Origin of the sequence: Bacteroides sp. AM16-24, assembly GCF_003471885.1 — a bacterium.
Taxonomy (GTDB): domain Bacteria; phylum Bacteroidota; class Bacteroidia; order Bacteroidales; family Bacteroidaceae; genus Bacteroides.
In genome coordinates, this window is record NZ_QRKI01000022.1 from 1 (window position 1) to 21,116 (window position 21,116).

Annotated in this window: 23 protein-coding genes, 1 tRNA gene and 1 pseudogene; 12 read left to right on the forward strand and 13 right to left on the reverse strand. The window is 41.0% G+C overall.

Annotated elements, in window-relative coordinates; translation table 11 throughout:
- Positions 1 to 56: 56 nt before the first annotated feature.
- From DW182_RS19455 to DW182_RS19480, 6 genes are read right to left on the reverse strand one after another with little or no spacing between them, the layout of a single operon-like run.
- Positions 57 to 1,079 (reverse strand): FAD:protein FMN transferase, encoded by a 1,023-nt coding sequence (locus DW182_RS19455; protein WP_118296525.1) that lies wholly within the window; start codon positions 1,077 to 1,079, stop codon positions 57 to 59.
- Positions 1,080 to 1,088: 9 nt separating this feature from the next.
- Complete coding sequence (locus DW182_RS19460; RefSeq protein ID WP_117691495.1) at positions 1,089 to 1,670, reverse strand: manganese efflux pump MntP family protein; 582 nt, start codon at positions 1,668 to 1,670, stop codon at positions 1,089 to 1,091.
- Between the two features lie 4 nt (positions 1,671 to 1,674).
- A complete protein-coding gene (locus DW182_RS19465) occupies positions 1,675 to 2,439 on the reverse strand; it encodes a DUF6048 family protein (RefSeq protein WP_118296526.1) in 765 nt (254 codons plus the stop codon).
- Positions 2,402 to 2,902, reverse strand: a complete 501-nt coding sequence (locus tag DW182_RS19470) for a DUF6452 family protein (protein ID WP_115502955.1) — start codon at positions 2,900 to 2,902, stop codon at positions 2,402 to 2,404. Before DW182_RS19470 ends, DW182_RS19465 begins: the two co-directional genes overlap by 38 nt.
- 4 nt (positions 2,903 to 2,906) lie before the next feature.
- On the reverse strand, positions 2,907 to 3,860 hold the full coding sequence (locus DW182_RS19475; protein ID WP_118296527.1) for a glycosyltransferase family 2 protein: 954 nt from the start codon (positions 3,858 to 3,860) through the stop codon (positions 2,907 to 2,909).
- Between the two features lie 48 nt (positions 3,861 to 3,908).
- Positions 3,909 to 4,478: a DUF4199 domain-containing protein gene (locus tag DW182_RS19480; protein ID WP_118296528.1), complete on the reverse strand. Its 570-nt coding sequence runs from the start codon at positions 4,476 to 4,478 to the stop codon at positions 3,909 to 3,911.
- 241 nt (positions 4,479 to 4,719) lie between these two features.
- Here DW182_RS19480 and DW182_RS19485 point away from each other — a divergent pair.
- From DW182_RS19485 to DW182_RS19495, 4 genes and pseudogenes are all read left to right on the forward strand, one after another.
- A tRNA-Thr gene (locus tag DW182_RS19485) sits at positions 4,720 to 4,793 on the forward strand.
- Positions 4,794 to 4,852: 59 nt separating this feature from the next.
- Positions 4,853 to 4,978 (forward strand): annotated as a pseudogene (locus tag DW182_RS22195) (helix-turn-helix transcriptional regulator); the annotation flags it as partial.
- Between the two features lie 98 nt (positions 4,979 to 5,076).
- On the forward strand, positions 5,077 to 5,517 hold the full coding sequence (locus DW182_RS19490; RefSeq protein WP_118296529.1) for a DUF6078 family protein: 441 nt from the start codon (positions 5,077 to 5,079) through the stop codon (positions 5,515 to 5,517).
- Positions 5,518 to 5,840: 323 nt separating this feature from the next.
- Positions 5,841 to 7,355, forward strand: coding sequence for a hypothetical protein (locus tag DW182_RS19495; protein ID WP_147400140.1), 1,515 nt, complete (start codon positions 5,841 to 5,843; stop codon positions 7,353 to 7,355).
- A gap of 53 nt (positions 7,356 to 7,408) precedes the next feature.
- Here the strand turns inward: DW182_RS19495 and DW182_RS19500 are convergent, their stop codons facing one another.
- On the reverse strand, positions 7,409 to 7,732 hold the full coding sequence (locus DW182_RS19500; RefSeq protein WP_118296531.1) for a thioredoxin family protein: 324 nt from the start codon (positions 7,730 to 7,732) through the stop codon (positions 7,409 to 7,411).
- Positions 7,733 to 7,860: 128 nt separating this feature from the next.
- Between DW182_RS19500 and DW182_RS19505 the strand changes: the two genes are divergently transcribed.
- Positions 7,861 to 10,131 (forward strand): cation:proton antiporter, encoded by a 2,271-nt coding sequence (locus DW182_RS19505; protein ID WP_118296532.1) that lies wholly within the window; start codon positions 7,861 to 7,863, stop codon positions 10,129 to 10,131.
- Between the two features lie 53 nt (positions 10,132 to 10,184).
- A complete protein-coding gene (locus DW182_RS19510) occupies positions 10,185 to 10,610 on the forward strand; it encodes an HIT family protein (RefSeq protein WP_118296533.1) in 426 nt (141 codons plus the stop codon).
- An 89-nt stretch (positions 10,611 to 10,699) separates the two neighbouring features.
- Here the strand turns inward: DW182_RS19510 and DW182_RS19515 are convergent, their stop codons facing one another.
- The 5 genes from DW182_RS19515 to DW182_RS19535 all read right to left on the reverse strand — a co-directional run bounded on the left by DW182_RS19515 (position 10,700) and on the right by DW182_RS19535 (position 14,061).
- Positions 10,700 to 11,686 (reverse strand): Gfo/Idh/MocA family protein, encoded by a 987-nt coding sequence (locus DW182_RS19515; RefSeq protein WP_118296534.1) that lies wholly within the window; start codon positions 11,684 to 11,686, stop codon positions 10,700 to 10,702.
- A 20-nt stretch (positions 11,687 to 11,706) separates the two neighbouring features.
- Positions 11,707 to 12,126, reverse strand: a complete 420-nt coding sequence (locus tag DW182_RS19520) for an RNA-binding S4 domain-containing protein (RefSeq protein ID WP_118296535.1) — start codon at positions 12,124 to 12,126, stop codon at positions 11,707 to 11,709.
- 35 nt (positions 12,127 to 12,161) lie between these two features.
- Positions 12,162 to 12,725: an aminoacyl-tRNA hydrolase gene (gene pth / locus DW182_RS19525; RefSeq protein ID WP_118296536.1), complete on the reverse strand. Its 564-nt coding sequence runs from the start codon at positions 12,723 to 12,725 to the stop codon at positions 12,162 to 12,164.
- Positions 12,726 to 12,889: 164 nt separating this feature from the next.
- Positions 12,890 to 13,480 (reverse strand): 50S ribosomal protein L25/general stress protein Ctc, encoded by a 591-nt coding sequence (locus DW182_RS19530; protein ID WP_118296537.1) that lies wholly within the window; start codon positions 13,478 to 13,480, stop codon positions 12,890 to 12,892.
- Positions 13,481 to 13,605: 125 nt separating this feature from the next.
- Entirely contained in the window at positions 13,606 to 14,061 is a 456-nt protein-coding gene (locus DW182_RS19535) for a PUR family DNA/RNA-binding protein (protein WP_118296538.1), read from the reverse strand.
- Positions 14,062 to 14,233: 172 nt separating this feature from the next.
- Here DW182_RS19535 and nusB point away from each other — a divergent pair, with 172 nt between their 5' ends.
- The 6 genes from nusB to DW182_RS19565 all read left to right on the forward strand — a co-directional run bounded on the left by nusB (position 14,234) and on the right by DW182_RS19565 (position 18,289).
- On the forward strand, positions 14,234 to 15,160 hold the full coding sequence (gene nusB / locus DW182_RS19540; RefSeq protein ID WP_118296539.1) for a transcription antitermination factor NusB: 927 nt from the start codon (positions 14,234 to 14,236) through the stop codon (positions 15,158 to 15,160).
- A gap of 39 nt (positions 15,161 to 15,199) precedes the next feature.
- On the forward strand, positions 15,200 to 15,529 hold the full coding sequence (gene yajC / locus DW182_RS19545) for a preprotein translocase subunit YajC (protein WP_007213184.1): 330 nt from the start codon (positions 15,200 to 15,202) through the stop codon (positions 15,527 to 15,529).
- Positions 15,530 to 15,546: 17 nt separating this feature from the next.
- A complete protein-coding gene (locus DW182_RS19550) occupies positions 15,547 to 16,563 on the forward strand; it encodes a CdaR family protein (RefSeq protein ID WP_118296540.1) in 1,017 nt (338 codons plus the stop codon).
- Positions 16,553 to 17,167: a dephospho-CoA kinase gene (coaE, locus tag DW182_RS19555; RefSeq protein ID WP_118296541.1), complete on the forward strand. Its 615-nt coding sequence runs from the start codon at positions 16,553 to 16,555 to the stop codon at positions 17,165 to 17,167. The genes DW182_RS19550 and coaE overlap by 11 nt, the downstream gene beginning before the upstream one ends.
- 29 nt (positions 17,168 to 17,196) lie before the next feature.
- Complete coding sequence (locus DW182_RS19560; RefSeq protein ID WP_118296542.1) at positions 17,197 to 17,628, forward strand: DUF5606 domain-containing protein; 432 nt, start codon at positions 17,197 to 17,199, stop codon at positions 17,626 to 17,628.
- A gap of 424 nt (positions 17,629 to 18,052) precedes the next feature.
- On the forward strand, positions 18,053 to 18,289 hold the full coding sequence (locus DW182_RS19565) for a hypothetical protein (RefSeq protein WP_118296543.1): 237 nt from the start codon (positions 18,053 to 18,055) through the stop codon (positions 18,287 to 18,289).
- A 78-nt stretch (positions 18,290 to 18,367) separates the two neighbouring features.
- Here DW182_RS19565 and clpB read toward each other — a convergent pair whose 3' ends face one another.
- Complete coding sequence (gene clpB, locus DW182_RS19570; protein ID WP_118296544.1) at positions 18,368 to 20,956, reverse strand: ATP-dependent chaperone ClpB; 2,589 nt, start codon at positions 20,954 to 20,956, stop codon at positions 18,368 to 18,370.
- Between the last annotated feature and the right edge of the window lie 160 nt (positions 20,957 to 21,116).

Consider the following 21,116-nt stretch of genomic DNA (forward strand, 5'->3'; position numbering starts at 1 on the left):
TATTGCTTATTATCCGCACCCAAAAAGTTGCATTTATAAGTTGAACTCAAGAATTCTTATTTCTTTGATATAAACCGTTCCATCCCTTTCGTATAGTATGTTTGAAGTTTCCCATTTTCATCTGTGTAGATAAAGCAGGCATCAATATCTGGATGGGCATTGGCAAAACGTTCGGCTTCTTCCAATCCCATCACCATGAAAGCGGTAGCATAAGCATCAGCACTCATGCAATCTTTGGCTATTACCGTGGCGGATAAGATGTTGTGTTGTACCGGATATCCCGTTCTTGGGTCGATGGTATGTGCATATTTCTTTCCATCTTTATAATAGAAATTACGGTAATTGCCTGAAGTAGCGATACCCACACCTGTTACACTCAGTACTGTTTGTAATTCCTGATTGATAGAAAGCGAATCATCTACCGGTTTGTTGATACCGATGCGCCACAAATCTTTCTTTGGATTTTCTCCCTGAGCTACGATTTCTCCACCTATCTCTACCATGAAATTCTTAATGCCTTTCTTTGCGAGAAATTGTGCTATTACATCTACGGCATACCCTTTAGCAACGGCACTACATGATAGCATCATGCGTTTATCCTGCTTCACAACCTTTCCCTCATTGGATAGGGCTACTTTGGTATATCCCGTAATGTCCAGCAGACTATCTATCATGGTCGAATCAGGAAATGCGCCTTTCTTGAAACCAAACCCCCAGGCATTGGCCAATGGGGCAACCGTAATGTCGAATGCACCATCCGTTTCTTCGGAAATTTCCATACTACGATGGAATACATTCGTGAAAAAAGTGTCCGGTACAATATCCTCGTTGCGGTTGATTCGCGTAATTGTGGCCGTATCATTGAAAGGGGACAGAGAGCCGTCAAACCTCTTCAATTCTTCGTCAATTTCAACTTTCAAGTCACCATCATACTGATAGGTTATATTATAAACCGTGCCGAATATCAATCCGTTTATTGTATAATAAGGTTGCGTACGGTTGTGACGCGCAAGTATCCAGATTGTTCCCAGTACAAGTAGGGCAATCCATAAGAAATTTCTCTGTGCCTTCTTTTCCATAAGCGAAGTTTAGTTGAAAAACAAGTGTTCTATTAATATTTTGGTTCCGATGATAATCAGGATAATACCTCCCCAGAGCTCTGCCCGTAGTTTTCGTGCAATGCCACATCCAAAGCGGATACCGAATAGTAATCCTATAAGAGACATGGCGAAAGATACAAAGCCAATGATAGAAATAGGAGGGAGTATTTCTGAAAAATCACGCATACCCAGAAATGCAAATGAGACTCCAATGGCCAATGCATCGATACTGGTTGCAACGGCTAATGCGAGCACTACTTTTAAGCTTTTCGGGTCGTATTCTTTTTTGCAATCTTCGTCCTTGAAAGACTCTCTGACCATGCGTCCGCCCAGAAAAGCAAGAATGGCGAAAGCAATCCAATGATCCAGACTCTCTATCAGATGGCTGAATGTGCTGGCACCTATCCACCCGAGGAGTGGCATGATAGCTTGGAATAATCCAAAGAAAAAAGCCATGGTCAGCATAGGCCGCCATAGCGTACGTTTCAGAAGAATGCCACTGGCTATGGAGACGGCGAAGCAATCCATCGCGAGTCCCACGGCAAGAAGCCAAATCTCTAATCCGGTCATAGTTTTAGAATGGTAGTTTATAAGTGATTGTATAAGTCACGCCCATTGTGTTGGAGCCATATTTGCCAAATCCGGGTACATACCAAGGATCTCCATACTCTCCTGTAGATGAACTTGTGCGGAATTTGAAGCGCAATCCCCAGCCCATATAGAGTTCTTTCCATATATGTGCACGAATGCCGACACAAAATTCAAACCATTGCATGGACCCTTTCATTCCTTTGTGGTTGAAAGGTAAACTTCCACCCCAGATGTCATCTACCTGGTTCGGATTACCAATGCCTCCGCCATAGATAGGATCATCTACCGATAGGGTTGCTATATCATACTTGAAACTACTCATGGCGTAACGTAGTCCCACAAACAGGTAATTCTTGAATTTCTTTTTGAAAAGAGCGTTGTAATTCATTCCGATACGGAAATATGGCGCATTGCTCTTGTAGTGGGTACCATTATCATTCCATGCATCGGTGCCGCCATATCCAAGTTCTACTATCGGGAAGAAACGGTTTTTGAGGTTAACATCCACCGCTACTTCCGAACTTATAAAATCACTTCCGAAAGCTTTGCTTCCGATACCCCATAAATCAACACTGACACTCACGCCATTGTATAGCGGGAAAGCTTCCTCATCCACTTCTTTCTTTTGCTCTTTCGGCGGATTAGAGGCAGGAGGACGGTTGCTGTTTTGTGCTTGTACCGGAAATCCGGCCAACAAACAAAGCACCAGATTAATTACGATAAAAGAGCTTAAGATTTTCCGTTCCATAAATGCTTACTTCTGCTGTTTGAATATATATGGAGTCAAGTAGATGACGGCTATATGATCTGCCTGTGATGCTTTGCTTCATCTGGTAGCCGCAATCCATTGAAAGGAAATAAGGCGTATTCTTCTGGCGGATGACAATCGTATCTTTTTTAATCTTAACGTCTTTGCTATAATGAAATACCAGTACGGTGGAGTCTGCCGTATAGCGTAGTGGTAATGATAATCCGTGTACTCTCTTCTGGTTATTGAGGATGATAGAATCTGTGCCGAATGCGGTGATGGTGAGCGAGTCAAGAGTATCATTCATAACTCTTTCTGTCTCTCCGTCTATTTTATAAAGATAGCATTGCATCATCGGGCGTGCATTCATTGAGCAGTCTTCTTCTTCCGAACAGGAAGAAACGATACTGATAATAGGATAAGCAATCAGACAAAGCAATATCAGTTTTACTAATTTTCTCATAGTCTTATATTGTTTTTTCTATTTGATATTTATTTCGTTCAGGGGCATTGCGTGAAATCAGTTCGCCAAGGAAGCCGGCAAGGAACAATTGTGTTCCGATAATCATGGCGGTCAGCGATAAGTAGAAGTAGGGGGAGTCGGTAACCAAACGGTAAGGCATCCCGCTATGTATGTGGTATAGTTTTGTAGCGCCTACAATGACTACTGCAATAAAGCCGAAGATGAACATAAGTGAACCGAGAAGTCCGAAGAAGTGCATCGGTTTTACTCCGAAGGCTGACAGGAACCAAAGTGAGATCAGGTCCAGGTATCCATTAAAGAAACGATTCAAACCGCCGAACTTCGTCTTGCCGAATTTGCGTGCCTGGTGTTGAACAATCTTTTCTCCGATCTTTTTGAAACCGGCATTCTTGGCAAGGTAGGGGATATAACGATGCATTTCGCCATACACTTCAATGTTCTTCACCACATCTTTTTTGTAGGCTTTCAAGCCGCAATTAAAGTCGTGCAAGTTTTTGATACCGGATACTTTGCGTGCCGTTGCATTGAATATTTTTGTAGGAATGGTTTTTGAAAGCGGATCGTAACGTTTCCTTTTCCAGCCGGATACCAGGTCGTAATCATCCTCTGTTATCATCCGGTATAGTTCGGGTATTTCGTCCGGGCTATCCTGTAAATCTGCATCCATTGTAATGACAACATCTCCTTGTGCCTTTTCAAAGCCACAATATAATGCCGGAGACTTGCCATAATTACGGCGGAACTTAATGCCATGTACTGCATCTGATTCTCGACTCAGCTTTTCGATAATTTGCCAGGAGCGGTCGGTACTTCCGTCATTCACGAAAATTACTTCGTATGAAAAGCCGTGGGTTTTCATCACCCGTTCAATCCATGCGTACAGTTCCTGAAGTGATTCTTCTTCATTATACAAAGGAACGACAACTGAAATATCCATCTTTCTATATTACGATTAAACTGTTTTCTATATACACTATCTCTTATTTTATCTTCCTCCGATAGAGTCTGCCGGTGGGCGCTTCATAACAAACAAAGCGGTGGGAATGGCAAGTAATGATCCCACAAAAACATTCATCGACATCATTTGCATCGTGATTTCTATCGGAGTCAGTGAACGCGCCTGGCTTAAGCCTTCCCTTAATTGTTCAATATATGCGTCAATGCCGGGCACAGCTTTATATGTAGGATTATTCAGCATGGTTTCCCAGGAGTTCAACATCGTTTCATAGGAATTCAATATAAACCCTTGGTCAATAAAGCGGATATATATATAATGTGCCACGGCCGTAAGCAATGCGGCAAACATATACATAAATACGGTGAAAATCCATGCATGAAGAAAACTTATTGTCCCGCCACATACCATGTTCCGGTACATGCGCACGTAATAATACGCCATAAAGGGCACGCATAAAGTTAGTCCTATAAAAATGGAAAAGAGAAATGGTACGGTGATACCCAGAGGGAACAGTATGAATTTCAAAATCCAAAAACCGCCCAAGTAAGTGCCGAACAACATGGCATATCGTTGCAAGTAACCTTTGTTTTCTGTCATCTTTCATTAGGAATAATGGCGCAAAGGTATAAATAATATTGTTTGTAGCCCGTGTATTCTTGTTAAAGTTGAAAAAAGTTTGGGCAAAGTATTGCATGTTTCATAAAAATGCCTACCTTTGCACCCGCAAACAAGAAAAACGGGTAAGTCCTATACGGCCAGCTCCCTTCGAATCCTCCAGGGCTTGATCGCAGCAAAGGTAGTTGGTTGTAGCGGCGCGATATAGTAAGCTTGCCCACCCGCCTCTTTAGCTCAGTTGGCCAGAGCACGTGATTTGTAATCTCGGGGTCGTTGGTTCGAATCCGACAAGAGGCTCAAAAGAAAAGAGATATGTTCTACAAAGAATGTATCTCTTTTTTTATTTGTTTTTTGTAAAGGAAATAGCTCCTTTACTGAATATCTCCGTTCGTGGTGTCGAGACCATTCGCTACCGCCTGCGTAAGAAGTTTGGTTTGGAGCGTGAAGATAGCTTGACGGATTATTTGAGTAATCAACTGTAGAGTTTGAAAAACAAGTTCTATCTTTGTCAGTGCTTTTTGATATGTGCGTTTTAGATGCATATAGCTTTATTTGAATAATGTTTTTATTATAATAGAATATGAAACCCGATTTTGACTACAGCGAGGTACCTTATGCCTTCGCTCATTGCTTTAACACAAAATGTCCACGCGCCGCCAAATGTCTGCGTTACTTGGTAACCTCCTACATTCCCTTGCAGCTCACCGTTGTTTGTGTTGTGAATCCTGCCCTCACAGCTTCTCAGGAAGTTGAACCCTGTTCCTTTTTTATACCTGATCGTATGAAACGCTATGCCTCAGGTATCACTCATCTGCTGGATAAGATTCCGCATGCCGAAGCTCTTGTCATTAAACGCGAGATTTATTTTTTCCTTGGCAGAAATATGTATTATCGCATCAAAAACCAGGAACGCCTTGCTACTCCTACCCAGCAGGAACACATTCGTCAGATTTTCCTTAATCATGGAATCAAGGAAGAACCTGTGTATGACACGTATGTGGAGAAGTATGATTGGGAGTAAGATTCTTGCTACTATATTAAGTGGTAACAGCTCTGCTTTTTCTCAGCTATTCTCATTGTATTGAGAATATTTTCTCAATGGGGTGAGATCTTTTTCTCAATATGATGAGTATTTCTTCTCAATACGGTGAGAATATATTCTTTCTATAGTGAGAAAAAGTCGTTTAACTTAGATGGGAGTTGCTTAAAGCTTACTTTGAATAAAGGAGAATTTCAATTAGATTAATTTTTTTGGGAGTTGGCGAATTGTGATAATAAAAATATCCTTAACTTTGGCCGGATATTTTTATAAAACACGGATATAGCACTTTTAAGATTCGCATTATGGTTGGAGATAACGACGAAAAACTAGTATGCCAAAGTTTTCATTTGACGGGGATTGATGGAGATCCGTTGGTGAGTGCATCAATTCATATTAGATACGTTGAAAGAAGACGTGAAGGGATTAATATAACCACTGATATTATTACTGATAAAAAAGGAGTAGCGGAAGTTGCTTTACCTGTAAGTGGAACTGGGAGTTTTATAATCTCTCATGGGCATTACCATTGTAAGGGCCTGATAAATTTGGATGAAACGGATGTTTCTACAAAAATCAGTTTTAAAGGGTTTAAACTTGTAACTGCATCAATGACTTGTCCTGATATTCCAAGACATGTAAAGGTCGAGTTCCGGGTTTCGCCTCAGGTTGTCGCTTCTGCAGGGCAACTTAGCCATTTGCTGACTTATACTTCACCGCTTGTCAAGAATAAAATCGGTATTTGGAAAACCAGTATTTATGTTCCTAAAGGAGCTTCTTACTGGTGTTTTGGTGGAGATTCTGTGTACGCAATGGCTGATACTTTTGAGGTGAGAGAGAATGTAGAGGTAAAGGTTATATTACCTTCGTTCACTCGGATAACTTTGGGAATGAAGAATGCTCCCAGAAGGATAAAGTATAATATACAGCTTAATCAAAATGGATTGAAAATAGGTTCCTATGCACCTGGTTCTAAGGTGTATTTGCCTGATGGTGAGTATACTTGTACGATAGATTCTATGTACAAAGAAACTTCTTTTCAGAAATTTGATGTAAAGGGAGAATCGAAAACGGTTTATTTTGATTACACCGTTCACTCTGAATGTGCACCGGTCAGGGTAACAGGCAAGGCGCCGGATATGAAGATGTGGATTCCTCTTCTGGATTTTATTCCATTGAATGCGGGTGGTTCCTGGGATAACCGTTACAGGTTGAGGATGCGTGCTTCAGGCATGCTGCCGGTGGGCACTTACGAATATCGTTCAGTTGATTCTCATTATCAGGTCAGAGGTGTGTTTACTGTAGAGAAGGATAAAGAGAATCTGCTTGTTTGTGATGCGTCCAAACTTCAGCAAATCATATTTGAGAAAGAAAATAAGGAGGATGCCGGTGGGCAGGTAGAACTGATTGATGAAACGATGTCATTGGTCGCATATACCGCAGGCGTGTCCGGTTCTTTTTGGGCATCTCCCGGTACGTATATTCTTCGTGGATTGAAAATAAAGACGGTGAAAGTGGTTTTAGGAAAGGATACTCCGGCAAAAGTGGTGCTTGAACCTTGCAATTCCATCGGGAAAACCGCTCTCTGTACTATTAAACCACCTTGTGGAATTGCTTTAAGGGATGCTGTTGTAGAAATAGATGGAGAACCTTTTGTTTATTTAGGACCGGAATCTTATGCATTACATACATTTCCGGGTGAGCATACTTGTAGTGTCAAGAGGGCTGGATTTAAAACTTTCAAAGGAAAGGTGCTGTTGCCGGAATCTGCAGGTGCTTATAAAATTGAAATCGCTTTAATGCCTGATAGCAGGCCATAAGTATTACTAGAAGGAGGGATATGGGATTTTGAACATATCCCTCACTATCATTTTTAGGGCTTAAGATCTTTCACTGTTTTCTCTAACCTTTCGAGAGGCATTTCTCCTGATTGTCTCCAAAGTTGTTCACCTTTCCTTATTAATATAAATGTAGGAACTGTTTCGATAGTATACAAATCAGCAAGCGCGCTTTCCTGGTCGATATCAATTTGCACCACTTCAAGGATTCCTTTCACTGATTTCTTAAATTCCTCTACAATGGGTTGCATTCGTTTGCAATGCGGACACCAGGTTGCATAAAATTCTGCCATGACCCAATCAGCATTTGCCAACTTCTCTTTATTTCTTTCTTCACGTACTTCTTTCTTTTCTTCCATAATAATATGTTTTGAATGATTGATTGTTAATTCAACAATGTTGCAAGAAAAAAAGTTTGTGGCATAACAATTATTTATGCTATAAAAATTGCTACTTTTGTCAGCAGAAACACGAAAGGACAAATAATATGTCACATTTAGCTACTTTGATAAATGATTTAGCGTTGATACTGATTTGTGCAGGAGTCATGACGCTATTGTTCAAGAAACTGAAACAACCATTGGTTTTGGGGTATGTAGTGGCAGGTTTCCTGGCGAGTCCTCATATGCCATATACCCCTTCTGTGATGGATACGGCGAATATCCAGACCTGGGCAGATATTGGTGTAATCTTTCTTTTATTTGCATTGGGACTGGAGTTTAGCTTCAAGAAAATTGTGAAAGTGGGCGGCGCAGCTATCATTGCTGCCTGTACCATTATATTTTGTATGATCCTTTTGGGGATTACTGTAGGTACAGGCTTTGGTTGGCAACGTATGGATAGCATCTTCCTGGGTGGTATGATTGCGATGTCTTCTACAACTATTATTTATAAGGCATTTGATGATCTGGGGATGCGCAAGAAACAATTCACGGGGTTAGTACTTAGTGTGCTGATACTGGAAGATATTCTTGCCATTGTACTGATGGTAATGCTGTCTACCATGGCAGTGAGGCATAATTTCGAAGGATCGGAAATGCTGGAAAGTATTGGAAAACTTCTCTTCTTCCTGATACTTTGGTTTGTGGTAGGCATCTATCTGATACCGGAATTACTGAAACGTTGCCGCAAATTGATGAGTGAAGAAACATTGCTTATCGTTTCGCTAGGCCTCTGTTTCGGAATGGTGGTAATGGCTGCCCGTACAGGATTTTCCGCAGCTTTCGGTGCCTTTATCATGGGTTCTATTTTGGCCGAAACGGTAGAAGCGGAGAGTATTGAACGGTTGGTAAAGCCGGTGAAGGATCTTTTTGGAGCTGTATTCTTTGTGTCGGTAGGTATGATGGTTGATCCTGCTATGATTGTGGAGTATGCGCTTCCGATTATTGTGATCACCTTGGCAGTAATTTTGGGGCAATCCTTATTTGGTACATTGGGAGTTCTGCTGGCAGGGCAACCTTTGAAAACGGCTATGCAGTGTGGTTTCAGTCTGACTCAGATTGGTGAGTTTGCTTTTATTATAGCATCTTTGGGTGTATCTCTCCATGTGACGAGTGATTTTCTATATCCCATTGTAGTAGCGGTTTCGGTTATTACTACTTTCCTCACCCCTTATATGATTCGTTTTGCCGAACCGGCCTCTAATTTCGTTGATACGCATTTGCCAGCCAAATGGAAAAACTTTTTGTTGCATTATTCTTCCGGTTCTCAGACCATGAATCATGAGAGTTTATGGAAGAAACTTATTCTGGCTTTGACGCGAATTACGATTGTTTATTCCATAGTCAGCATTGCAGTAGTTGCTTTGGCTTTCCGCTTTCTTGTTCCGTTGTTTCTGGAACATATACCCGGTATCTGGGGAAGATTGCTTGTAGCAGTGGTGATCATTTTGTTTATCTCACCTTTCTTGCGGGCTATTATGATTAAAAAGAATCATTCTGCTGAGTTCGTTACTTTATGGAATGATAGCCGGGGGAATCGTGCACCGCTGGTGGCAACTATTGTTATCCGTATATTGATAGCTGTTTCATTTGTAATGTTTGTGATATCCGGTTTGTTTAAAGTTTCTGTCGGCCTGTTGCTGGGGGTAGCGGTTTTACTGGTTATAATGATGATATTATCCCGCCAACTGAAGAAGCAGTCTATCATGATAGAACGGAAGTTTTTTCAGAATCTTCGTTATCGTGATATGCGTGCTGAATATATGGGTGAGAAAAAGCCGGAGTATGCCGGACGTCTGTTATCCCGCGATCTGCACCTGACGGATTTTGAAGTACCTGGGGAGTCGGCATGGGCAGGGAAAACACTTGCAGAACTCAATTTCGGAAAGAAATATGGTATACATGTAGCCTCTATTCTCCGTGGAAGGAAGAGAATTAATATACCGGGAGCTTCCGTGCGTCTTTTCCCGGAAGATAAAATACAGGTTATAGGTACGGATGAAGAACTGAACCGGTTTAGTTCGGAGATGGAGAAAGCAGCAATCTTAGAAACAGATGTAGTTGAAAAGAGTGAGATGATTTTGCGTCAGTTCCGTGTAGATGCCCACTCCGTATTTTTAGGTAAGACGCTGCGTGAATCCGGTATTCGTGAGCAGTATCATTGTCTTATTGTAGGCGTGGAGAGAGGAGAGGAAACTTTGCACGCGCCCGACCCGCATGAACCGTTTATGGAGGATGACGTGGTCTGGCTAGTAGGGGAAAATGCGGATGTGTATAAATTAGTGGGACAAAAGAATGAAAATGTCGACATGGAATAAGGATAGAAAGTTTATCTTTGCTCCGTAAACATAAATAATAAATCAAGAATATCATGAAAAGTGATCCGAAAGAATGTTTGTATTGTCAGAATAATGAGACTCTGCACAATCTGATGATTGAGTTTGCTGAATTGAGTGTATCCCGCGTATTTTTGTTTAAAGAGCAAACCTACAGAGGACGTTGTCTTGTATCTTATAAAGACCATGTCAATGATTTGAATGAATTGAGTGATGAAGACCGTAATGCTTTTATGGAAGATGTTACTCGCGTAACCCGTGCTATGCAGAAAGCTTTTAATCCTGAAAAGATCAATTACGGTGCATATTCCGATAAATTATCACACTTGCATTTCCATCTTGCACCGAAGTATGTAGATGGTCCTGATTATGGTGGTACATTTCAGATGAATCCGGGAAAGGTATACTTGACGGATGCTGAATATAATGAGTTGATTGAGGCAGTGAAGAAAGAACTGTGATAGGTCTTGGATATTAAGTATTGGGTAGTGGCTTGTGATTCTTTATTATATGATTCTCAGCACACCATACCCAATACTTAATATTAGTATCAAAGTTTATTAAGTATCTTGTCCATTACCCAGTTTGTGAGCGTTGCGCTTGCTCCGTCGCAGGTACAAATGGATTTACCTAAAAGATGATCTACAACGGCTTGAATAAGTGGTTGTTGTACATGCTCAGGGTTTGCAACCGGAATTTCTTCTCTTCCTTTTTCCGTATGCAGGGCGATGGGATCGTAAGTAAATACGGAGAAACAAATCATTCCCTTATCTCCGATAACTTCAATGCGGTCTTCACGTGCAGAGTCGTGTGCTACAAAACACCAGGAACCACTACCTACTAACCCACTGTCGAACTGGAAACATGCACTTAAAGTATCTTCGGCCGGATAGAGTCCGCCACGATTACTTTTGTATCCATTAGCCTCCAGGATGCAGCCGAACATATCTTGTAATAAATCAATCTGGTGTGGAGCTAAATCATAAAAATAGCCTCCTCCGGCAATGTCCGGTTGTACTCGCCACGGAAGATTTTCTTTGTTATAATCCAAGTCCCGGGGAGGTTGGGCAAAGCGGATTTGTATATTGATAATATTACCAATCGTTCCATTTTCTACTAATTCCTTTACTTTCAGAAAATAGGGAAGATAACGGCGATAATAAGCCACAAAACAAGGAACTCCTGTTTCGTTTGAGATACGGTTGATACGGCAGCATTCCTCGTATGTTACCGCCATAGGCTTTTCTATATAAACAGGTTTACCTGCTTTCATTGCCATGATGGCATAGGTGGCGTGCGAAGAAGGTGGAGTGGCGATATAGATGGCATTCACATCTTCGTCATCAATCAGTTCCTGAGCATCATTATACCACTTTGGAATACCTCTTTCCTGAGCATAAGCTTTGGCTTTGGCGCCATCGCGGCTCATGACAGCAATCACTTCTGAACCTTCTACTTTCTGGAAGGCGGGACCACTTTTATGTTTGGTTACTTCCCCGCAACCAATGAATCCCCATTTTATCTTCTTTTCGCTCATAATATATAATGTGTTCTCTTTTACTCTTCTTCAAAATCAAAATCAAAGTCAAAATCATCCATAAATTCGGGAGTAGTGAACTCCTCCAGACTCCGTCGATCTTTCTTTGTAGGGCGGCCGGCACCTTTAGCACGGTCTATGAAGCCGCTGACACGACTCATTTCCAATAATTCATACTGGTCGGGAGTCGTTACATTCTCCATCATCTCTGCAACGAGCTTTGCCCCGACACGTTTCTCAATGGCTTGCAGTACTTTGAAAGAGTAGGTAACAGGTGGTTTACGCACTTGTATAACATCGCCTGGTTTCACTGTACGAGCAGCCTTTGCCAATGCTCCATTGATGTTGATGCGACCTTTCTTACATGCCTCGGCAGCGATGGTGCGTGTTTTGAAAATGCGCACGGCCCACATCCATTTATCTATTCTTGCTTCACTCATAATTATTTTAGGAGGAAGTAGCTATTATCTGTTAACTACTTTTTGTTAAATTGATTCATTGTAATATCAATTCCTGCTAGGCAGAAACTCTTGATGATCTCTCCTGCTGTTTTCAGACGTTCATCCATCGTTTTCTGATCTTCTTCGGTAAAATGTCCCAGCACGTAGTCCACTTGGCAGCCTCGTGGAAATTCGTTACCGATACCGAAACGAAGTCGGGCATAATTCTGTGTACCCAGAATAGCAGCAATATGTTTTAAACCGTTGTGTCCGGCATCGCTGCCTTTTCCTTTTAGGCGCAAAGTTCCGAAAGGTAGGGCAAGGTCATCTACTATTATTAACACATTTTCCAATGGAATGTTTTCTTTCTGCATCCAGTAACGCACGGCATTTCCGCTGAGGTTCATGAATGTAGAAGGTTTTAGTAATAACAGTTGGCGTCCTTTGACGGATAGGGTAGTGGTAAAGCCGTAACGTCCGTCGTTGAAAGTTGCACCTGCTTCTTTTGCCAATGCATCTACTACCATAAAACCTATGTTATGGCGGGTTTCGTGATATTCAGGACCTATATTCCCTAATCCAACAATTAAATATTTCATGTTTCTGAATAATGTTTTTAGAAAACTATAAGCTATAAATAGTTATGCTATGAGAATAATAGTAAACGAGGAACGCGGATTATCGCAGCGTTCGCGGATTAATGTAATCTGCGTCTTCTGCGTTAACCCGCGTTCCGGAATATGTCTTCTTACGAAAGAACTAATTAGTTGCCTGCAGCAGCAGCGGCACCTCTTGCAGCACGAGTCAGCTTAACAGCGCATACAACAGCTTCTTTTGCGTTCATCAATTCCAAACCTTCGAAGTTTAACTCACCGACTTTAACAGTCTTACCCAGACCCAAGTGAGCAACATTTATAGTCAGTTTCTCAGGAATAACGTTATATAAAGCTTTCACTTTCAGCTTACGCATCTGCAATACCAGTTTACCACCGGCCTTAACACCTTCTGCCAAACCTTCCATCTGTACCGGAACTTCCATTACGATGGGTTTAGATTCGTCAATCTGATAGAAGTCAACGTGCAGGATAGTATCTTTTACCGGGTGGAATTGAATATCCTTCATGATAGCGTTTACTTTCTTGCCATCGATTACGAGGTCAACTACGTAGATGTGCGGAGTGTAAACCAAGTTGCGCAGACCATCAGCAGGTACAGTGAAGTGAATGTTTTCACCTCCTCCGTAGAGTACGCATGGTACACCGTTGTCTTTACGAATAGCTTTCAAAGCTCTTGCTTGTTCCGAAGAACGTTCTGCAATAGTTCTTGCAGTACCTTTTACTTCAATTGATTTCATTTCTTTAATTTTTTGTGTTACTCTAAATTAAGTTGTTTTGTTGCTTAATTCACCATCGCACGATGTGGGGTTACCACACAATGTTGCAAAAAAGCGGTGCAAAAGTACAGCTTCTTTTTGAATTATCAAAGAGTTGGCTCTTCAAAATCTATATCAATCTTGATTTCTCCGTCCAATTCCATACCTTTTTCATTCATTTCAGCTATAGTCTCCAGTGTTGCTTCTATATTTGCATCGGCATCTGCATCTATAACATGCTCTGCATCTGCTTTTGCATTCATATCGCCTATAACTTCCGGCATTTCTTTCTGGTTAATGAAATTAATAGCTTCATTCAGACCGTTCATGAACTTTTCAAAATCTTCCCTATATAAGAAAATCTTATGTTTCTCAAAACTTACCTGTGCATCTTCGCCTTCACCGGTCACCACTTTCTTGCTTTCAGTGATTGCAAGAAACATTTCATCTTTTCTGTTCTTTTTTACATCCAGATAGTAGATTCGTTTACCTGCTTTAATGGATTTGGAGAATACAATCTCCTTATCGTTCATGTCCGCTCCTTTTTTCTTTAAGTCTTCCATATTTTAGGTTTCTTGTTGTAATTGGCTTCAAAAATGACGATTTTTTTTAAACTGTCAAAAGAAAAAGCCCGGATAATGAATATCTGCATTAAAAAATGTGATTTATTTGCGTAAACTCATTAAAAATGTCTACTTTTGCAACTCGTTAACAACAGTATTGATTAATAGATTTATGATTAACAGAGTTCTTATTCGTCTTAAGATTATACAGATTGTATATGCTTATTATCAGAATGGCAGTAAAAATTTAGACTCAGCGGAGAAAGAATTATTCTTTAGTCTTTCGAAAGCGTATGACCTTTATAATTATTTGCTGATGCTGATGGTGGCTCTGACGACTTACGCACAAAAACGCATTGATGCGGCAAAAGCCAAGTTAGCTCCGACCGCAGAGGAGTTGTATCCCAACATGAAATTCGTAGAAAACAAGTTCGTTTCTCAATTGGAAGTGAATAAGCAGTTGCTTGACTTTGCTGCCAACCAAAAACGGTCGTGGACAAATGACGAAGATTTTATCAAGGGTTTGTATGAGAAGATTATATCTTCTGATATATATAAGGAGTATATGGCTTCGCCTGATAAGTCTTATGAAACAGACCGTGAATTATGGAGAAAGCTCTATAAAGCATTTATTTTTAATAACGAAGCATTGGATACTTTGTTGGAAGACCAGAGCCTTTACTGGAACGATGACAAAGAAATCGTAGATACTTTTGTTCTGAAGACAATCAAACGTTTTGAGGAAAAGAATGGTGCCAATCAGACTTTGCTGCCTGAGTTCAAAGATGAGGAGGACCAGGAGTTTGCTCGTCGTTTGTTCCGTCGTGCTATCTTGAACTGCGACTACTATCGTCATCTGATCAGTGAGAATACTCGTAATTGGGATTTGGATCGTGTAGCCTTTATGGACGTGATAATAATGCAATGTGCATTAGCAGAAATTCTAAGTTTTCCGAACATTCCTGTGAGTGTTTCGTTAAATGAGTATGTAGAGATTGCTAAAGTCTATAGTACGATAAAGAGCGGAAGTTTCGTAAATGGTACATTAGACGGAATAGTTAATCAATTAAAAAAAGAAGGTAAGTTGGCTAAAAACTGATATCTTTGTTGAGTATTAAAAACTAAAAACGAATAATTTATGAATTTAATGACCGTATTCTTGCAAGCTCCTGCCGCAGCCCCTGGTGGTGGTAGCATGATGTGGATTCTTCTGATTGCCATGTTTGCTATCATGTATTTTTTCATGATTCGTCCACAAAACAAAAAGCAAAAAGAAATTGCAAACTTCCGCAAATCGCTTCAGGTAAACCAAAAAGTGATTACTGCCGGCGGTATTCATGGTGTTATCAAAGAGATTAATGATAATGATATAGTACTTGAAATCGCTTCTAATGTTAAGATTAGAATTGATAAGAATTCTATATTTGCAGCAGCTGCAGATGCTAACAGTAATCAGGCTGCTAAATAAATTTGAATAGTGAGCCTATGATTGATCGTAGGAACATAAAACGCATATATTTAAAAACAGCGAGAAAAATTAAGGACTTTCTGCTCAGTGATAAGAGCAGAGAGTTCTTAATTTTTTTATTCTTCTTCTTCATTGCCAGTGGTTTCTGGCTGCTTCAGACATTGAATAATGATTATGAAACGGAATTCTCCATTCCGGTACGTCTGAAAGGAGTTCCTAATAATATTGTTATAACTTCTGAACCTCCTTCCGAACTGCATATTCGGGTGAAAGATAAAGGTACGGTGTTACTTAACTATATGCTTGGGAAGAGCTTTTTCCCTATTACTCTGGATTTTTCTGATTATAAAGGAAAGGATAACCATGTACGTATTTATTCTTCGCAGTTTGAGAAAAGATTGCTCAACCAGTTGAACGTATCTACAAAATTGCTTTCCGTGAAACCCGATACGTTAGAGTATATCTATTCTACCGGAGACTCCAAATTAGTTCCGGTAAAGTTACAGGGAACAGTGAGTGCCGGACGCCAGTATTATATTTCCGATACAATTTGTACACCTGATTCTGTATTAGCCTACGCACCTGCCGGCGTACTGGATACGATAACCATTGCCTATACAAAGACGGTGAAATTTGAAGATGTCTCTGATACGCTGAAGAGACAAATTCCTTTGCTTGCTCAGAAGGGGGTTAAGTTTGTGCCAGCTTCTGTGGAGATGATTTTTCCTGTGGATATTTATACGGAGAAGACTGTGGAAGTTCCTTTGAGGGGTGTTAACTTTCCTGCAGGTAAAGTATTGCGTGCATTTCCATCAAAAGTGAATGTTACTTTCCAGGTTGGTTTGAGTCATTTCCGCCAAATAACAGCAAGTGATTTTCATATCAATGTTTCTTATGAGGAACTTCTGAAGTTAGGTTCGGATAAGTATACGGTGAAATTAAGATCAGTGCCGAAAGGCGTAAACCAAATACGTATCAGTCCGGAGCAGGTAGATTTCCTAATTGAGCAAGTATCTCCTGATTATGGCAATTAAGATAGGTATAACTGGTGGAATCGGTAGTGGAAAAAGTGTAGTTTCCCGACTACTGGAAGTGATGGGTGTCCCTGTTTATATCTCGGATATTGAATCCAAGCGCCTGACTGTTTCGGACTCTTTGATTCGCCGGGAACTGATAGCTTTACTGGGAGAAGATATTTATGCCAGTGGAGAGTTGAATAAACCCTTGCTTGCTTCCTATATATTTGGTAACCCCGAACATATCCGTACTGTAAATGGTATTATTCATCCACGGGTGCGGGATGATTTTCATCAATGGGTAAAGCGATACGATGCGTATCCGATAGTAGGAATGGAGTCTGCAATTCTGATTGAAGCCGGATTTGCAGGTGAAGTAGATGCCGTAATTATGGTATATGCACCCGAGGAGATTCGTATAGCCCGTGCCATGCAGCGTGATACTGCTCCGCGGGAATTAGTGGAACGTCGTGTTCGTAGCCAGATGAGTGATGAAGATAAGCGTATCCAGGCTGATTTTGTAATTGTAAACGACGGTGAAACTCCGTTAATTCCGCAGGTTTTAGCACTAATAACTTCTCTATCTAAAAATATTGCTTACCTTTGCCCACCGAAAAAATAAAATATTACTAATAAAAAATAGAATATACTATGTTGAAGACTATTTTGTCTATCTCCGGTAAACCGGGATTGTATAAGCTCATTTCACAAGGTAGAAATATGTTGATTGTAGAATCACTTACAGACAAGAAACGTTTCCCTGCTTATGGTAACGAGAAAATAATATCTTTGGGCGATATTGCCATGTATACGGATACGGACGATGTGCCTTTGAAAGATGTATTACTAGCCATGAAAAAGAAAGAAAACGGTGCAGCTGTAGTGATGGATCTGAAAAAAGCCACTGCTGATGACCTTCGTACTTATTTGGGAGAGGTTCTGCCTACTTTCGATCGCGACCGTGTATATGTGACGGATATCAAAAAACTTATTTCCTGGTACAACCTGTTAGTTACTTGCGGAATGACTGATTTCGAAGAGGCTGCAGAAGTTGAAGCTACTGAAGAAAAAACAGAAGAATAAATTTAAAAACAAGCTATTCTTTTCATAGAAAAGCGGATTATGCGGGACTTCTCGGATAATTCGCTTTTTTTTATGCTGTAGCTTTAATTTTGACTACTTTTTTTCTACCTTTGTTGCCATCCTGAAATGCAGGGTAGGTAGTGGCCTCCCTTTACAATAATTGAAGGATAATTATAGATAAAAGCGTTTTATATTATCTTGTACTTGAAATCTGGACAATTTCACGCTATTCAAGGATAATAGACAACAAACGTTCATGCTCTGTTGTATATGCACATGTATATATAGTTCGGAGCGTGGGTTGTTGTATATTATTTGAATAGTGGCAGTCCAGAGCCCCAGGTACAATAATAACAACAGTTCCCACGCTTTTTTATTATGAATTTACTGCCTTGAGGGGGAACTTGAGGTTGGCAATGATAAGATGGAAGAACATAAGAGCGTAACAGTACAGGTAGATAAAACTGCTGGTAAGATATATGTGGGCGGAGTGTTGCCTAACGCTACGCTTTGTTTATACCATATCCGGGGAAAGGTGATCGATGTAAAGCAGGCGAAAGGAGAAAATATTTCTTTCGATTTGCCATGTGCAGGAGATTATGTGTTGGTTGTGACGCATCCCTTATCCACACCAGTTGTTAAGCAGCTCGCTATAAAATAAGAAAAAGGCTGTCTTGTTTCTGGATGAAATGTACTTCAGAACTAACAAGACAGCCTTTTTTATCTCCGTTTTTTAGGTTTAATTTTTAAATACTAACCCTTCACCGCTGGCATCTACTGTAATCGGTTTGCTACGATCTACTTCCTGAGATAACAGTTTCTTCGACAAGTCATTCAGCAAGTAATGTTGGATAGCCCGTTTTACAGGACGAGCACCAAACTCCGGATCATATCCTACTTTTGTCAGGAATTCTATAGCTCCTTCCGTCAATATCAATTCCACGCCATTTTGGGCAAGCATCTTTTGTACACCTTTTATCTGAAGTACCACAATCTGCTTGATTTCGCTTTCGGTCAATGGCAGGAACATGATTGTTTCGTCGATACGGTTCAGGAATTCCGGGCGGATAGTTTTCTTCAACATATTCATCACTTCCTTCTTCGTTTCCTCAATTACCTGCTCTTTGTTGGCACCATTCAGTTTTTCCATCTGACTTTGGATATAAGCACTACCCATGTTAGATGTCATGATAATGATGGTATTCTTGAAATTTACCACACGTCCTTTGTTATCCGTCAGACGTCCGTCGTCCAATACCTGAAGTAAGATATTGAATACATCCGGATGTGCTTTCTCTATTTCGTCGAACAGTACGACTGAATAGGGCTTACGTCGGATAGCTTCGGTCAACTGGCCACCTTCATCGTAACCTACATATCCCGGAGGCGCTCCGACTAGACGAGATACGCTATGCTTTTCCTGATATTCACTCATATCGATACGTGTCATCATAGACTCGTCATCGAAGAGGAACTCGGCAAGAGCCTTGGCAAGTTCCGTCTTACCAACACCGGTAGTACCGAGGAAGATAAACGAACCAATCGGGCGTTTTGGATCTTGCAGACCGGCACGGCTGCGGCGTACAGCATCAGCGACAGCTTCGATAGCTTCGTCCTGGCCAATCACACGCTGGTGGAGCTCATCTTCCAGATGCAACAATTTGTCTTTTTCACTTTGCAACATCTTGCTGACCGGAATACCTGTCCAGCGGGATACAACATCTGCAATATCCTCAGCATCTACTTCTTCCTTAATCATAGCTTTATCGCCTTGCATCATGTGAAGTTCTTTTTGAGTATCTTCGATTTCCTTGTTCAAAGCTTGTAGCTTACCGTAACGGATTTCGGCTACTTTGCCGTAGTCACCTTCACGTTCCGCCTTATCAGCTTCAAATTTAAGGTTTTCGATTTCAACCTTATTCTGTTGTATCTTGTTGACCAATGTCTTTTCACTTTGCCATTTCGCTTTGTGCGATTTCTCTTGTTCTTTCAGTTCGGCAAGTTCCTTGCCGATTTGTTCCAGTTTCGGTTTATCGTTTTCACGTTTAATAGCTTCGCGCTCAATCTCCAGCTGTTTGATCTTGCGGGAAATTTCATCTAACTCTTCCGGTACGGAATCTACTTCCATACGTAATTTAGCAGCGGCTTCGTCCATCAGGTCGATAGCCTTATCCGGTAAGAATCGGTCTGTGATATAACGATTACTCAACTCCACAGCAGCAATGATGGCATCGTCTTTAATCCGTACATGGTGGTGATTTTCATAACGCTCCTTCAGACCACGCAGGATGGAGATGGTACTCAGCGTATCCGGTTCATTGACATACACTATCTGAAAGCGGCGTTCCAATGCTTTGTCCTTTTCAAAGTACTTCTGATACTCGTCGAGGGTAGTTGCACCGATACTTCTCAGTTCGCCGCGAGCCAGTGCAGGTTTCAGGATGTTGGCGGCATCCATAGCGCCTTCACCTTTTCCGGCACCAACCAAAGTGTGGATTTCATCAATAAAGAGAATTATGTCTCCTTCTGATTTTTTCACCTCATTAATAACAGCTTTCAAGCGTTCCTCGAACTCACCTTTATATTTAGCACCGGCAACCAATGCTCCCATATCCAGTGAATATACTTGTTTATTCTTCAGGTTTTCAGGTACATCACCGCGCAGAATACGGTGGGCAAGACCTTCTACAATGGCAGTCTTACCGGTACCCGGTTCACCTATTAATATAGGGTTGTTTTTGGTACGACGGCTCAGAATCTGCAATACACGCCGGATTTCTTCGTCACGACCGATAACAGGGTCGAGCTTACCGCTTCGGGCGGCTTCGTTCAGGTTGATAGCATACTTTTCAAGTGACTGATAGGTGTCTTCACTGGATTGTGAAGTCACTTTTTCTCCTTTACGCAACTCGGTGATGGCATTACGAAGTTCACGTTCTGTCATTCCTGCATCTTTCAGGATGGTAGAAACGGTACTTTTTACAGTGAGCAATGCCAGCAGCAGATGCTCCAGTGAAACAAACTCGTCACCCATTTCTTTGGAATATTGGGTCGCTTTCTGGAATACCTCATTTGTCTCGCGACTCAAGTAAGGTTCTCCACCCGAAACTTTGGGCAAAGAGTCAGTTTGTTTGTCAAGTACAAGTGCAACCTGTTGACCATTCATGCCCAGCTTCTGAAAGATGAAGTTAGTGACGTTTTCGCCTACCTTCATTACTCCTTGCATTACATGAACTGGTTCGATAGCTTGCTGTCCACGGCTTTTGGCCAGGTTCAGTGCTTCTTGCACAGCCTCTTGCGATTTAATGGTAAAATTGTTAAAGTTCATATCTTATATCTCCTTTCTATTTTTCATTTTCAATAACACCTAAGGGGGCGCAAAAGATTTGCCAATAGCCTATTTATGACAAAATTGCAGTTAGTAAATGAATAATAATGACAAAATGACTGTGTGGCATTGCGGGATTTATATAACTTCTGCCGAAACT